We start from the raw sequence: 13,981 nt of genomic DNA, 5'->3' as shown, positions 1-13,981 counted from the left end.
GGCTACGCTCCTAGAGCGAGCGCATCAAGCCGCCATCGACGCGCAGGTTCTGGCCAGTAATGTAGCCGGCGCCCTCCGAGGCGAGGAAGGCGATCGTCGCGGCGATCTCCTCGCTGGTGCCGTAGCGCTGCATCGGCACGCCATCGCGGCGCTCCTCGGTCTGCGGCAGCGAGTCGATCCAGCCGGGCAGGACATTGTTCATCCGCACATTCTGCGCCGCATACTGGTCGGCGAAGAGCTTGGTGTAGGCGGCGAGCCCGGCGCGGAACACCGCCGAGGTCGGGAAATTGGCCGCCGGCTCGAAGGCCCAGGCGGTCGAGATGTTGATGATCGCGCCTGATGTCTGCGCCGCCATCACGGGCGCGACCAGCCGGGTCGGCCGGATCACGTTCATCAGGTAGACGTCGAGCCCGGTATGCCATTGCTCGTCGGTGATCTCGGTGATCGGAGCGCGCGGGCCGTGACCGGCGCTGTTGACCAGCACGTCGATGCGGCCGAAGCGCGCCATCGTCTCATCGACCAGGCGCTTGAGATCGTCGTTCGACTGGTTCGAGCCGGTGACGCCGAAGCCGCCGAGCTCCTTGGCCAGCGCCTCGCCCTTGCCGGAAGAAGACAGGATCGCGACCTTGAAGCCGTCCTGCGCCAGCCGCTTCGCCGCCGCTGCGCCCATGCCGCTACCGCCGGCGGTAACGATCGCGACTTTTTCTCCTGCCATAGGAAGCTCCATCATTCTGCGAAGGACATATGAGCGCTGCGAGCGGCGGTACTCATTATGGTCTTTCTCGCATTAGCCGCGTAAGCTCGCCAGTCAGTTGGTCAACATCATATCGATAGAAAAACTACTGCATGATCGAGACGCAGCAACGCCTGCCGTCGCTCAATGCGCTACGCGCCTTCGAGGCGGCAGCGCGGCACCTCAACTTCCGCGCCGCCGCCGATGAGCTCGGCGTGACGCAGGGTGCGGTCGCGCAGCATGTCCGCGGGCTGGAGAGCGACCTCGGCCTGAAGCTGTTCGAGCGCCAGCCGCGCCTGCTGGCGCTCACAGGCGCCGGGCGCAGCTATGCGACCCATGTCGCCCGCGCCTTCTCTCTATTGGTCGAGGCGACCGACAATCTTCGCCCGCAGCCCTTGCGGCTGACGATCAGCGCCACGCCGAGCATCGCCGCAAAATGGCTGGTGCCTCGGCTGCCTGATTTCACCGCCGCCCATCCGCAGCTGGAGTTGAACATCCTCGCCAGCGATGCGCTGGCGAACTTCCAATCGGATGGCGTCGACATCGCCATCCGCCAGGGGCGTCCGCCTTTCGGTCCAGGTCTGACCGCAGACCTGTTGTTCGAGCACGAGATCGTCGCGGTCTGCCGTCCCGCCATGCGTCCCGACGAAGAGGAGCTGGCGCGCCTGCCCTTGCTACGCGACGGGCACGACCTCTGGCCGGAGTTCTTCGAGCGTGCGCTCGGGCGGCCCATGCCGCTGACGATCCGCAGCACGCGCTTCAACCAGACGGCACTGGCGATCGACGCTGCGATTGCCGGCCAGGGCATCGCGCTCGCCAGCCGCTTCCTGATCGAGCCCGACCTTGCCGCCGGCCGCCTCGCGCTGGGCACGCCGGCCAGCATGCGCGGCGGCCTCGACTTCTACGTCGTCTGCGCCCGCAGACCGCGCCATCCCGAGCAGGCAGCGCTGGTCAAGGCGTGGCTGCTCGCCCAGCGCTGCTGAGCCGAACGATCAACCGACAGCGACGAAGCTGTCCTTGAGCCAGGCCTGCCATGCCGGCTCGCTCTCGGCGGCGCGCCTGTCGGCATCCTCGCCATAGAAGAACAGGCAAGCGCTGACATTGACCTTGTCGCCCATCTGGTAGCTGCCGATCAGCGCGACGCCATTCTCTGAACGCAAGAGGATGTAGCGCTGCTTCCGGCCCTGCTCGGCCTGCTCGACCGTGCCGGAGAAGGCTTGTGGCGTAGCCGGCAGCTCGCGCCGCTCGCCGACATTCGCGCCCGCGAGGCCGAGCCTCTCGGTCAATTGCGTCCAGACGGCGAGATGCTCGCCTCCCGTCACCCGCATCGCCTGGAAGGAAGCGCCCTTCTGGCCGGCGAAATGGCTGAGATAGAGCCGCAGCACCGCGAAGAAGCCGGGCCAGCCGCCCTCGAAGCCCTCGATCTGGTCGTCCCAGTCATCGCTGGCGGCGAAAAGCGAATGCACCATCCTGACCAGGCACTGATCGCCGGAGCGGCTGGTGATGGTGATCTCGGTCGCAACGGGCGGGGCCTTCTCCCCCCATTCGTACTCGGTGTAACCGAAGCGATGCGGCGGCTCCCAGAGGTTGATCTCGCCGCCCGAGCTCATCTCCGGCCCGAAATTGAAGCTGAGCTTGCCGCCGACCCGCTCCTCGATCGTGGTGCGGGTGAACCAGGCGGTATTGCCCGGCCCGGTCGCCATCGCCTGCCAGACCTGCTCGGGCGTGCCGGGAACCAGCACCTCCATCTCGACCCAGCGCTTGCCGGTTCCGTCCTTCTTGATCGGCATGGTCCAGTATCCTTTCAGGCATTGGCCGGTTCGGGCGCCGGATAGGCGGCGACCACGAGGCGGTGCGAGCGCCCGCCCGGCGCGCTGTCGTCGTGATAGCGGGCGGTGAGCGCCGCCACGGTTTCGGTGAGCTCGCGGGTGAAGGCCGCACGCTCGGTCGGCGAGCGGAAGCGAATGACACTGTCGAGCGAGAGGGTTGCGAGCCGCTTCTCCTGTCGCCGCGCCTCATTCCAGAGCGCCCCGACCTCGCGCACGATCCGGGCTGCCAGCGCGATCAGATAGCTCGCCGAGAGCCGGTCGGGTTTGCGTTCCGGATCGGCGCCGAGCGAGCCCAGCGCCGCCGGCGAGATGACGAAGGACGCCGCGCTCGCCACCACCAGTCGCTCCGTCAGCCCGCCCCATCGCCGCTCGCCCGCCGGCGCGACGAGTTGGTGCTCCTCGAGCGCGCGCAGGTGGTAGTTGACCTTCTGCCGGGTCAGCCCGACCCGCCCGGCCAGCGAAGCGGCCGAGGCCGGCTCCGACAATTCAGCCAGGATCCGGCGCTTGACCGGGTCGAGCGCCACGGCGGCGCGAGCGGGATCGTCGATGACATCGAGGTCGAGCATGGCCTCAAGCTCGCATTGACAAATTTATTTGTCAATGGATTACGGCGATGATTGAGAAAAGTCGCTTGCAACATACCAACTGACTGGTATGTATATGTCATGCCACGGCCAACCAAACTGTCCCCCGAACGTGGAAGCGCCCGCACCCGCCTCCTCGAAGCGGCGCGCGACGTCATCCGCGCCAAGGGCTTCGCTGCCACCAGCGTCGACGATCTCTGCCGCGCCGCTGATGTCACCAAGGGCGCGTTCTTCCATCATTTCGCCAGCAAGGAGGCGCTCGGCGTCGCCGCGGCCGAGTTCTGGACAAAAGAAGTCACCCCCTTCTTCGCAGCCGCCCCCTATCATGAGCCGGCCGACGCACTCGATCGCGTCCTCGCCTATGTCGCCTTCCGCAAGGCGATCATCGCCGGCGATCTCTTCGAGTTCACCTGCCTCGTCGGGACGATGGCGCAGGAAGTCCATGCGAGTGCACCCGACATCCGCGACGCCTGCGGCCGCAGCATCTTCGGTCATGCCGCGACGCTGGAAGCCGACATCGAGCAGGCCCGCCAGGACCGCGGCATCACAGCCGACTGGACCGCCGAGAGCCTGGCGCGGCACACCCAGGCCGTTCTCCAGGGCGGCTTCGTCCTGGCCAAGGCCGGCAACGACCCGGACCTCGCGCGCGAGAGCCTCGATCATCTCGACCGGTACATCCGGCACCTTTTCCACGTCGCGGAGGATTTGGCAGCATGAGCCAACGCATGACGATCGGCTGCGCCTGCGGGCATACACGGCTCGAAGTCGAGGGGCCTCCGATCCTCGTCTCCGAATGCCTATGCGACAGCTGCCGAGCCGCTGCGGCGCGGCTAGCCAGGCTGCCCAACGCCAGACCCGTCCTGACCTCTTATGGCGCGACGCCAAGCGCCGAATATCGCAAGGACCGGATCCGGTTCGTCTCCGGCGCGGAAACCCTGCGCGAGTTCCGGCTGGCTCCCGATGCAGGCTCGCGCCGCGTGGTTGCGACCTGCTGCAACACCCCCGTCTTCCTGGAGATGAAGGGCGCGCACTGGCTCAGCCTCTATTCGCATCTCTGGCTGGAGAACGCCCGGCCGAAAGCGACGCTGCGCACCATGACCGGCGACCTGCCCGATGCATCCGCCCTGCCGGCCGACATCCCCAATCTCAAGACCCACACGGTCTCATTCTACCTGAAGCTGCTGGGCGCCTGGATCGCCATGGGCTTCCGCAATCCGAAGATCACAACAGCGGGGACGGTCGATGCCTGACGACAAGATTGAGATCGAGAATGTCAACAAGCCCGGCAAGTCCGAGCGGGTCGACCGCGGCAAGTATCTGGCAATGCGCCAGGCACTGCTCGCCATCCTGCCGGACGAGGCGCCCGGGCTAACCGTACCCGATGCGAAAGAGGCGCTGCTGCCCTTGCTGCCGGATAATCTCTTCCCGCAGGGCAGCACGGCCGGCTGGTGGCTGAAGGCCGTCCAGCTCGACCTCGAGGCGAAAGGCGTGATCAAGCGCGCGCCGCGCAAGCCGGTGCATCTCTACCGGCTCGCGACGGCCTGACCTCAACCCGTCTCCGCGAACGCCGTCGCCAGCACGGCCACCGCCTCGTCGAGCTCGGCGGTCTCATGGGCGGCGCTGACCTGCAGCCGCAACCGCGCCTCGCCCTGCGCCACAATCGGGAACGAGATCGCCAGGGCAAAGACGCCGGCCCGGACCAGGCGGGTGGTCATGGCGCGCGCACGCTCCTCGCTACCGACCTTGACCGCGGTGATGGCGCTGTCGCTGTCATGGCAGGCGAGCGCGTAGAAGCGCAGCGCCTCGCGCAGGTGAGCGACATTACGCCAGAGCCGTTCGCGCGGGCCGGGGTCGTCGCGACAGATTTTCAGCGCCGTCAGCGCCGTCGCGGCATTCGCCGTCGTCATCCCCATGGTGAAGATCCAGCTGCGCGATTGCGCCTTGAGCCGCTCGATCAGAACGCGCGGACCGGCAACGAAGCCGCCGCTGGCGCCGCCCAGCGCCTTCGACAGCGAGCCGGTCAGCAGAATGTCGGGCGCGCCACTGGTGAGGCCGCAGAGCGGGGCGGTTCCAGCGCCGCCCGGCCCAACCACACCGGTCGCATGCGCTTCGTCGATCATCAGCAGCGCGTCGAACTCGCGCGCCAGCGCCTGGATCTCGGCGAGCGGCGCCGCACCGCCCTCCATGCTGAAGATGCCGTCGGTGACGATGAGACGCCGCTTGGCCTGCCTCGTACCTTCCAGCGCCCGGCGCAGACCCGCGACATTGCGGTTCTCATAGGTCTCGACATCGGCACGGCTCAGGCGGCAGCCATCGATGATGCTGGCATGGTTCAGCCGGTCCGAGATGATGGCGTCGCCGGCGCCGACCAGCGTGGTCAGCACGCCGCCATTGGCGCTGCCGCCGGAGGAAAACAGCGCCACCGCCTCGACGCCGAGGAAGGAAGCGAGGTTCTCGGCCAGCGCCTCGTGCAGCGGTGTCGTCACGAAGACCGGATAGATACCGGTCCCGGTGCCATAGAGCCGCATCGCCTCGTTGGTCGCAGCGAGCACGCGCTCGTCGGTCGAAAGGCCGAGATAGTCGTTGGCGCCGAGCATGATCGTGTCGACGCCGTCGAGCAGGATGCGCCCGCCGCAGCGACGGTCGATCATCCGGCGAGGGGGGACATGCGCGTTCATGGCACGGCCTTCGGCAGCGCGCCTGCAACGAGATTCTGCCAGTAGCGCAGCACATGCGGGACGATCGCATCGTTAAAGACATAACGGTCGCCGTGCAGCCCTTCGCCGGGACCGACCTCGCCGGCGCCGATCCAGGCATAGCAGCCACCCGCGGCGCGGATCATGAAGGCGAAATCCTCGCAGCCGAGGCTCGGCTTGAACTCGGCCATGACATTCTGCAACCCGACTGCCGCAGCCGCAGCCCGCGCCGCCAGCGCCGCCGCCTCCACCGTGTTGATCACCGGCGGATAGCCGCGCTTGTAGTCGAGCGCGGCGGTGACGCCATGCGAGGCGGCGACACCCTGCGCGATCTCGCCGATGAGCCTCTCGCAAAGATCGGACAGCGCCGGATCGAAGAAGCGGCAGGTGCCCTGCAGCCAGACCTCCTTCGGCACGATATTGCCGACATTGCCGCCATGGACCTGCGTTAGGCTGACGACGATCGGCGTCTGCGGATCGACGGCGCGCGCGACGATGCGCTGCACGCTCTGGATGAAGGCGCCGGCGGCGAGGATCGGATCGTCGCCGAGATGCGGCATGGCGACATGGGCGCCGAGCCCAGAGAAGCGCAGCTCGAAATTGTCGACCGCCGCCATCTGCGCCCCGGCGCGGGCTGCGATCGTGCCGAAGGGCACGCCCGGCCAGTTGTGCACGGCATAGACCGCTTCGACCGGGAAGCGCTCGAACAGTCCGGCCTCGATCATCTTCATGCTGCCACCCTCGTTCTCCTCGGCCGGCTGGAAGATGAAATGGACGGTGCCGTCGAAATCCGGGTTCTGGCTGAGGAGCCTGGCGGCCCCGAGCAGCATGGCGCTGTGGCCGTCATGGCCGCAGGCATGCATCACGCCCTCCCTCTTCGAGGCGTAAGGCAAGCCAGTGCGCTCGATGACGGGCAGCGCGTCGAGCTCGGCGCGCAGGCCGATGGCGCGCTTGCCCGAGCCTGAACGCAGCGTGCCGACGACGCCGGTGCCGCCGATGCCCTCCTGCACCTCAAGGCCGAAGGAGCGCAGCTTCTCGGCGACGAAGCGGGCGGTCTCCACCTCCTGGAAGCCGAGCTCGGGATTGGCGTGGATGTGATGGCGCCAGGCGACGACCTCTGGTGTCAGCGCGGCGATCGGGTCATTGTGCAACATGGTTCTCTCCTGTCCCGCAAGGATTAGGAGAGCGGGCCGGGCAGCGTCTTGAACCAGATTGACCATGAGCGAGCCGCGACAGGAGACCCAGGAATTCTGGCGCCACGCCGCCTTCCGTGAGCTCGGCCTGCTCAAGGCGCGCTTTCGCGAGCATCGCTATGACCGCCACACCCATGACGGCTACGTCATCGCGCTGATCACCGAAGGCTGCGAGCGCGTGCGCGTCGGCCGCCAGGAGGTGCTGGCTCCGGCCGGCTCGGTGCTCGTCGTCAATCCGGAGGAGTGGCATGATGGGCAGGCGGGCGCCGAACAGGGCTGGGCCTACCGGACCTTCTATCCCTCGGTGAGGCTGCTGTCGGACATCGCAGCCGAACTCGGGCAGCCGCATGTGCCGCTCTTCCCCCAGGCCTTGCTCGACGATCCCGAACTGGCCCGATTGCTTACCGCAGCGCATGTGGAATCGACCTCGTCGGAAGCGACCCGCGCGGAGGCCTCCCTGCTGACCGCGCTGCGCCGGCTGATCCTGCGACATGGCGACAATGATCGGCCGGCCGAGCTGCTCCGCTCCGGCTCGCAGCGCCGGTTCTCACGCTACGAGCTGGTGATCGAGGATGGGCTCGCTGGCGAGATCGATCTGCAGTGCCTCGCCACGGCCGCCGGCGTCACTCGCTTCCAGGTCATCCGCGACTTCAAGAAACTCACCGGCTCGACGCCTGCCATCTTCATCCGCGACCGCCGCCTGCGCCGCGCCAACCGGCTGATCCAGGAGGGCTCCAGCCTGGCGGACGCCGCCTTCGCCGCCGGCTTTTCCGACCAGAGCCATCTCTCGCGCAGCTTCCGCGCCGTGCACGGCATCACGCCCGGCATGTTCCGCAAGGCGGGATAGAACGCGCGAAATCTTTCGGAGCCCGCGATGCACCCACAGCCCTCATCCTGAGGAGCGCCGCAGGCGCGTCTCGAAGGATGGTCGGAGAGGCTCCGGAGCCAGCTGAAGCATCCTTCGAGACGGCCGCTTACGCGGCCTCCTCAGGATGAGGGCTTGGATATTGTCCGAACCGGCTCTCAGAACTTGTAAGCGAGGCTGGCGCGCACCGCATGCGCCGACGGCTCGTGCTCGACCGTGCGGCCGAGATAGGCGCTTAAGCCGACATGATCGAACTTGCCGTAGTCCGTGTAGCGGTAGTCGAGGCCGAGGATGAGATTGTCGGTCAAGGCGTAGTCGACGCCGCCGCCAACCGTCCAACCGGTCTTCGAGGCACTGATCGTCTCGCTCAGGCCCGCAAGCGGCGTCACATAGGAATATTCGAGCTTGGTGAAGGCCGCGCCGGCGGTGGCGTAGACCAGGATGCGGTCGAGGCTGTAGCCGAGGCGCGCACGTACCGAGCCCTGCCAGTCCTGCCGCACGCGGACGACGCCGCCTGCATCGCCTTGCCCGGCATGCGCATTCACGCCCTCGATGTCGCCCTCGACGCCGAGCACGACCACGCCGAGCTGGTAGTTGAAGCCGAGGCGGGCGCCGCCGATGAACGAGGACGGGCTGTAGTCGAAGGAGCGGCCGAGCGGAGCCCGGCCGGCGCTGGCGAATTCGCTCGCCCTGTCGGAGCCCCAGGAGTAGCCGGCCTGGCCACCGACATAGATGCCGCTCCAGTTATAGAATGTCGGCAGGTCCGGTGCTGGCGGCAGAAGGCCCTTTCTGGAGAAGTCAGCCGCCAGGGAGGCGCCGCCGCTCAAGAGGGCGACGGCTGCGATAGTGGCTTTCAGAAGGGTCTTCATCACATGCTCGGCTCGAACAATGGCTGCGGCCGGGTGGATGATCCGGCCGGCGCCGCGATGGCGTCAGGAGCGGCATTATGAAAATGTTAAGGTTAACGAACCTCTAAGCGGCCCGCCTCCGTCCGTCTCCCGGAACGAAAACGCCTGCCGCAACGTTGCCACCGCGACGGAGCGGTCTAGGATCGACCGCCCCTGCACCGGAGCGCGCATGGCCTATTTCAAGCGACTGACGGGCGCTGCCGGGCTCGCGGCTGTGGCCGCCGGTTATGTCCATGGCCTGGTCTCGCGCCGGGTCGGCGAACCCCTGCGCCAGGCCCGGCGCGGACAAGGTGCCGCAAGCCCGATCGCCTTGCCCTGGCGCGGCTGGAAGGACGTGCTGCTGCGCTTCAGCACCCGTATCCAGGAAGCGCGCGTCTTGTCGCTCGCCGGCGCCGTCGCCTTCTTCACGCTGCTGTCGCTGGTGCCGGCCCTTTCCTTGCTGGTGACGGTCTACGGAATGCTGACCGACCCGGCGACGATCGTCGGCCAGCTCGACAACGTCACCACCGTCTTGCCCGAAGCGGCGCGCGAGCTCATCCGCGAGCAGGCGGTGCGGCTGTCCGGCCAGAACGCGACCAATCTCTCGCTGACCTTCCTGATCGGGTTCCTCGTCGCGATCTGGAGCGCCAATGCCGCAATGAAGGCGATCTTCGACGCGCTCAACATCATCTATGGCGTGCGCGAACAACGCGGCTTCATCCGCCTCAACCTGGTCTCGCTCGGGACGACGCTGAGCGCGCTTTTCGTGCTGATCCTGGCGCTGTCCCTGATCGCCAGCCTGCCGGTGGTCACCGCGCTCTTCCCCTTCGGCCACGAGATCGAGGTCGTGATCCGCTGGCTGCGCTGGCCTGCCTTCTTCCTTGTCGGCATCACCGCGATCGGCTGCCTCTATTGGATCGGGCCGGACCGCAAGCCGCCGCGTTTCGCCTGGGTGCTGCCCGGTGCCGTCGCCGCGGCGCTGCTTTGGGTCGCGGCCTCGATCGGCTTCTCCTTCTATGTCAGCACGCTCGGCCGCTACACCGCGACCTATGGTTCGCTCGCCACCATCGTCGTGTTCATGACCTGGCTCTGGCTCTCCGCGATCATCGTTCTCGCCGGCGCCGAGCTCAACGCCGAGCTCGAGCATCAGAGCCGGTATGGCTCGGCGCCGGCGCCGGTGACGCAACTCAGCCGCAATGCGCCCCACCGAGACTGAAGCGTAGCTGGAGCACGATGCCACAGCCGCTCTCGCTTGACCTTGCAAGCAGCTGCAGCGTCTGTTCACCCGTACGCCCCGCCCCTCTCTGCGCCAATGACACGGACCCGTCATGATCACTGCGACCCGCATCCACTTGTCCATCGCCATGCTGATGGGGCTCGCCGGCGTGACGCTGCTCGCGGCCGCGACACATTCCGGGGCCTCCGACAACGTCCAGATCGCCGGGCAGATGTTGCTCTTCCACGCTCCCACAGTGATCGCCGCCTGCGCCGCGCGGCGCGCCGAACTGCTGGCGGACTGGCCAGCGCGGCTCGCGATCTCGCTGATGATCCTCGGGGTCGCGCTCTTTTCCGCCGATCTCTCCATGCGCGGCTTCCATGGCGAACGGCTCTTCCTCGGCGCGGCTCCCGCCGGCGGCTTCATGATGCTCGGCGGCTGGCTCGGGCTCGTCATCGCTGCCTTGTTCTCCAAGCGCGCCTGACCGGCATCGGCGCGCTTTCGCAGCCTGTTATCTTCAGTTAGAACGCGGCGCGGCGCGGCTGCCTCCTGCGCCTTCGGAGCCTGCCGATGAATACCCCTCATAATCTCACGCCCTCGCAAGCCGCCGAGCTGCTCGTCCAGGCGCTGCCGCACATGCAGCGCTACGACCAGGAGGTGATCGTGATCAAATATGGCGGCAACGCCATGGGTGACGCCGCCACCGCCGAGGATTTCGCCGAGGACGTGGTGCTGCTCGAGCAATCCGGGCTGAAGCCGGTGGTCTGCCATGGCGGCGGCCCGCAGATCGCCCGCATGCTGGAGAAGCTCGGCATCAAGTCCGAGTTCAAGCAGGGCCTGCGCGTCACCGACGCTGCGACCGTGGACGTGGTCGAGATGGTCCTGGCCGGCTCGGTCAACAAGGAGATCGTCGGCTACATCTCGCGCGAAGGCGGCAAGGCGATCGGGCTCTGCGGCAAGGACGGCAACATGGTCCTCGCCAGGAAGGCGACGCGCACCATCGTCGATCCCGATTCGAAGATCGAGCAGGTGCTCGACCTCGGTTTCGTCGGCGAGCCCGAGACGGTCGACACCACCGTGCTCAAGGCGATCCTGAAGGAGGAGCTGATTCCGGTGCTGGCGCCGGTCTGCGCCGCCGCCGACGGCCAGACCTACAACGTCAACGCCGACACCTTCGCCGGCGCGATCGCCGGCGCGCTCGGCGCCAAGCGCCTGCTGCTGCTGACCGACGTGCCGGGCGTGCTCGACAAGGACAAGAACCTGATCCCGGAGCTCACCATCGAGCAGTGCCGGCGCCTGATCGCCGACGGCACCATCTCCGGCGGCATGATCCCGAAGATCGAGACCTGCATCTACGCGCTGGAAAAAGGCGTCGAGGCCGTCGTCATCCTCGACGGCAAGGTCCCGCATGCGGCGCTGATCGAGCTCTTCACCGATACCGGCTCGGGCACGATTATCCGGAAGTGAGAAGCCACTGCCGTCATTCTCGGGCGGAGCGCAGCAAAGACCCGGGAATCTCGTGACGAGAGGACGTTGATGGGGCCTCTTCCGGCATGAGGTGCTCGGGTCAAGCCCGAGCATGACGGGGTACTTCGTCGTCGCAACCACTTTGCAAGCATCTTGCATGTCATGATGGTGCGCCCCACATGACATGACCCAATGAACCAGAATGCAGCCATCACCACCGCCATCCCGCTCCTGCCGGAGCAGGCGGCGTTCGGCCATGTCGACCACTGGATCTTCGACCTCGACAACACGCTCTATTCGCATGAGGCGCAGGTCTGGCCGCAGGTCAATGAGCGGATCAGCCTGTACCTGCTCGAGCTCTTTGGTCTCGACGGGCTCTCCTCGCACGAGCTGCGCCGCTACTATTACGAGCGCTACGGCACGACGCTGAACGGGCTGATGTCGGAGCACGGCATCGATCCCGACGATTTCCTCGCCTTCGCCCACGACATCGACCTGTCGATGCTCGATCCCAATCCCGATCTGGGCGCGGCGATCGCCGCCCTGCCCGGCCGCAAGCTGATCCTGACCAATGGCTCGCGCGGCCATGCCGAGAACGTCGCCGGCAAGCTCGGCATCCTCCACCACTTCGAGGACATCTTCGACATCGTCGAGGCCGGCTTCCTGCCCAAGCCCGAGCGCGCGACCTACGAGAACTTCCTGGCCAAGCACGCGGTCGATCCCGCCCGCGCGGCGATGTTCGAGGACATCGACAAGAACCTGATCGTGCCGAGCGCGCTCGGCATGAAGACGGTGTTGATCGTGCCGCGTACGCCCGACCCCTTCCGCGACGCCTCGGAGCAGGCCGTGGTCGAGGCCGGCCACGTCCATTTCGTCACCGACGACCTGACGGGGTTCCTCAAGCCGCTGATGAAATCAGGACTCACCCCTCTGCCGGTTTCCAAATAGGTCGTCCCGGGCGACCGGAGGGAGACCCGGGACCCATTCCGGAACCTCTTTCGGAAAGGCTCCGGAATGGATCCCGGATCGGCGCGGCTGCGCCGCTTGTCCGGGATGACGCTTGCGGGGAGTTCAGGCGTAGCGCTTCGCCGCTAAGCCATGGGCGCGGCGCAGGGATGCCAGATCGAGCCCGGGAATCTCGCCATCGATCACCCGCCAGCGCCCGCCGATCATGACGCGGTCGGCGCGATGGGCCCCGCACAGCACGAGCGCCGCAATCGGGTCATGCGCGCCGGAGAAGCGCAATTCGTCGAGCCTGTAGAGCGCGAGATCGGCCTGCATCCCAGGCGCGATCCTGCCGATATCGGAGCGCCCGAGGCAGCGTGCCGAACCCTCCGTCGCCCAGCGGATCGTGTCGCGCGCCGTCACCGCGCTCGCACTCTTGTAGTGCAGCCGGTTGACCAGGAGCGCATGGCGCAACTCCTCCATCAGGTTCGAGCCGTCATTGGAGGCGGAGCCGTCGACGCCAAGGCCGACTGGCGCACCCGCCGCCTCGAGCTCGCGCGTCTTGCAGAAGCCGGAGGCGAGCACGCCGTTCGAGGTCGGGCAATGGCAGACGCCGACGCCGGCCTTGCCGAGCCGCTCGCATTCCTCGCAGGAGAAATGGATGCCATGCGCCAGCCAGGTCTTCGGCCGCATCCAGCCGGCCTCCTCCAGGAGGTCGAGCGGGCGCTTGCCGTAGATCTCCTGGCAATAGGCGTCCTCGTCCTGCGTTTCAGCCAGATGCGTGTGCAGCGGCGCATCGAAGCGCGTCGCCAGCTCGGCCGAGGCGGCCATCAGCGAGGTCGTCACCGAGAAGGGCGAGCACGGCGCGAGCGCGATCTGCACCATGCTGCCGGGCTTCGGGTCATGGAACAGGCCAAGCACCCGCTCGCAATCGGCGAGGATCGTGTCCTCGTCCTGCACGACCTCGTCGGGCGGCAGGCCGCCATCCTTCTGCGACAGGTTCATCGAGCCGCGCGAGATGGTGACGCGGATGCCGAGCGCCGTCGCCTCCTCCACCGCGATGTCGACGGCGTTCTCCAGCCCGGCTGGGTAGAGATAGTGATGGTCGGCCGCCGTGGTGCAGCCGGAGAGCATGAGCTCGACCAGCGCGGCACGCACCGCCAACCGCAAATCCTCCGGCCGCAGCCGCGCCCAGAGCGGGTAGAGCGCTTTCAGCCAGGGGAAGAGCTCGCGGTCGATCGCCGCCGGGTGGGCGCGGGTCAGCGTCTGGTAGAAATGGTGATGGGTGTTGATCAGCCCCGGCAGCACGACATGGCCGGACGCGTCGAAGCTCTCGGTCACCGGCAGCGTCGGATAGCCGCCGCCCGCTACGAGTTCGACGATCAATCCGTTCTCGATCACGACCCCGCCGCCGGCATTCTCGGCGAGGATGGCGAGCGGATTCCTGATCCAGATGCGCATGACTGGTTCTAGCAACGATTCTCAGCACTTGGCATAGGCTGAGATCGTTCCGCATGCCAGCCTGCGCAGCTGGAGGCCCGTTGATCAAAGGGACTAATCAGACGG

General features: G+C 67.1%; 16 protein-coding genes. 9 read left to right on the top strand and 7 right to left on the bottom strand.

Annotation, left to right across the window (positions count from 1 at the left end):
- Nucleotides 1-10: 10 nt before the first annotated feature.
- The gene (locus ASE66_RS19435) at nucleotides 11-715 is read right to left on the bottom strand and encodes an SDR family oxidoreductase (RefSeq protein ID WP_057191364.1); all 705 of its coding nucleotides are present in this window, start codon (nucleotides 713-715) and stop codon (nucleotides 11-13) included.
- Between the two features lie 131 nt (nucleotides 716-846).
- Between ASE66_RS19435 and ASE66_RS19430 the strand changes: the two genes are divergently transcribed.
- Nucleotides 847-1,716, top strand: a complete 870-nt coding sequence (locus tag ASE66_RS19430; protein ID WP_057191363.1) for a LysR substrate-binding domain-containing protein — start codon at nucleotides 847-849, stop codon at nucleotides 1,714-1,716.
- Nucleotides 1,717-1,725: 9 nt separating this feature from the next.
- On the opposite strand, the gene ASE66_RS19425 is transcribed toward ASE66_RS19430, so the two are convergent.
- Both ASE66_RS19425 and ASE66_RS19420 read right to left on the bottom strand, forming a co-directional pair.
- On the bottom strand, nucleotides 1,726-2,523 hold the full coding sequence (locus ASE66_RS19425; protein WP_057191362.1) for an SRPBCC family protein: 798 nt from the start codon (nucleotides 2,521-2,523) through the stop codon (nucleotides 1,726-1,728).
- Nucleotides 2,524-2,537: 14 nt separating this feature from the next.
- A complete protein-coding gene (locus tag ASE66_RS19420) occupies nucleotides 2,538-3,128 on the bottom strand; it encodes an ArsR/SmtB family transcription factor (RefSeq protein WP_057191361.1) in 591 nt (196 codons plus the stop codon).
- A 99-nt stretch (nucleotides 3,129-3,227) separates the two neighbouring features.
- Between ASE66_RS19420 and ASE66_RS19415 the strand changes: the two genes are divergently transcribed.
- The 3 genes from ASE66_RS19415 to ASE66_RS19405 are packed head-to-tail and all read left to right on the top strand — an operon-like array spanning nucleotide 3,228 to nucleotide 4,691.
- The gene (locus ASE66_RS19415) at nucleotides 3,228-3,863 is read left to right on the top strand and encodes a TetR/AcrR family transcriptional regulator (protein WP_057191360.1); all 636 of its coding nucleotides are present in this window, start codon (nucleotides 3,228-3,230) and stop codon (nucleotides 3,861-3,863) included.
- The gene (locus ASE66_RS19410) at nucleotides 3,860-4,396 is read left to right on the top strand and encodes a GFA family protein (protein WP_057191359.1); all 537 of its coding nucleotides are present in this window, start codon (nucleotides 3,860-3,862) and stop codon (nucleotides 4,394-4,396) included. The genes ASE66_RS19415 and ASE66_RS19410 overlap by 4 nt, the downstream gene beginning before the upstream one ends.
- Nucleotides 4,389-4,691, top strand: coding sequence for a DUF6958 family protein (locus tag ASE66_RS19405; RefSeq protein ID WP_057191358.1), 303 nt, complete (start codon nucleotides 4,389-4,391; stop codon nucleotides 4,689-4,691). Before ASE66_RS19410 ends, ASE66_RS19405 begins: the two co-directional genes overlap by 8 nt.
- 2 nt (nucleotides 4,692-4,693) lie before the next feature.
- Here ASE66_RS19405 and ASE66_RS19400 read toward each other — a convergent pair whose 3' ends face one another.
- A complete protein-coding gene (locus ASE66_RS19400) occupies nucleotides 4,694-5,824 on the bottom strand; it encodes an aminotransferase class I/II-fold pyridoxal phosphate-dependent enzyme (protein WP_082613585.1) in 1,131 nt (376 codons plus the stop codon).
- On the bottom strand, nucleotides 5,821-6,996 hold the full coding sequence (locus ASE66_RS19395) for an amidohydrolase (protein ID WP_057191356.1): 1,176 nt from the start codon (nucleotides 6,994-6,996) through the stop codon (nucleotides 5,821-5,823). Before ASE66_RS19395 ends, ASE66_RS19400 begins: the two co-directional genes overlap by 4 nt.
- 64 nt (nucleotides 6,997-7,060) lie before the next feature.
- Here ASE66_RS19395 and ASE66_RS19390 point away from each other — a divergent pair, with 64 nt between their 5' ends.
- On the top strand, nucleotides 7,061-7,882 hold the full coding sequence (locus tag ASE66_RS19390; RefSeq protein WP_057191355.1) for an AraC family transcriptional regulator: 822 nt from the start codon (nucleotides 7,061-7,063) through the stop codon (nucleotides 7,880-7,882).
- Between the two features lie 176 nt (nucleotides 7,883-8,058).
- Here ASE66_RS19390 and ASE66_RS19385 read toward each other — a convergent pair whose 3' ends face one another.
- Nucleotides 8,059-8,769 (bottom strand): outer membrane protein, encoded by a 711-nt coding sequence (locus tag ASE66_RS19385; protein WP_057191354.1) that lies wholly within the window; start codon nucleotides 8,767-8,769, stop codon nucleotides 8,059-8,061.
- A 208-nt stretch (nucleotides 8,770-8,977) separates the two neighbouring features.
- Between ASE66_RS19385 and ASE66_RS19380 the strand changes: the two genes are divergently transcribed.
- The 4 genes from ASE66_RS19380 (at nucleotide 8,978) to ASE66_RS19365 (ending at nucleotide 12,418) form a co-directional block, all read left to right on the top strand.
- The gene (locus ASE66_RS19380; RefSeq protein WP_057191353.1) at nucleotides 8,978-10,003 is read left to right on the top strand and encodes a YihY/virulence factor BrkB family protein; all 1,026 of its coding nucleotides are present in this window, start codon (nucleotides 8,978-8,980) and stop codon (nucleotides 10,001-10,003) included.
- Nucleotides 10,004-10,115: 112 nt separating this feature from the next.
- A complete protein-coding gene (locus ASE66_RS19375) occupies nucleotides 10,116-10,487 on the top strand; it encodes a DUF423 domain-containing protein (RefSeq protein WP_082613583.1) in 372 nt (123 codons plus the stop codon).
- Nucleotides 10,488-10,573: 86 nt separating this feature from the next.
- Nucleotides 10,574-11,470, top strand: a complete 897-nt coding sequence (gene argB, locus ASE66_RS19370; RefSeq protein WP_057191352.1) for an acetylglutamate kinase — start codon at nucleotides 10,574-10,576, stop codon at nucleotides 11,468-11,470.
- 192 nt (nucleotides 11,471-11,662) lie between these two features.
- Nucleotides 11,663-12,418 (top strand): pyrimidine 5'-nucleotidase, encoded by a 756-nt coding sequence (locus tag ASE66_RS19365; protein WP_082613582.1) that lies wholly within the window; start codon nucleotides 11,663-11,665, stop codon nucleotides 12,416-12,418.
- Between the two features lie 123 nt (nucleotides 12,419-12,541).
- Here ASE66_RS19365 and ASE66_RS19360 read toward each other — a convergent pair whose 3' ends face one another.
- The gene (locus ASE66_RS19360) at nucleotides 12,542-13,876 is read right to left on the bottom strand and encodes an 8-oxoguanine deaminase (protein WP_057191351.1); all 1,335 of its coding nucleotides are present in this window, start codon (nucleotides 13,874-13,876) and stop codon (nucleotides 12,542-12,544) included.
- Nucleotides 13,877-13,981: the final 105 nt, after the last annotated feature.

This window comes from Allobosea sp. Root483D1 (genome assembly GCF_001429505.1).
Lineage (GTDB): Bacteria > Pseudomonadota > Alphaproteobacteria > Rhizobiales > Beijerinckiaceae > Allobosea.
This window is presented reverse-complemented; position numbering and strand designations above follow the sequence as displayed.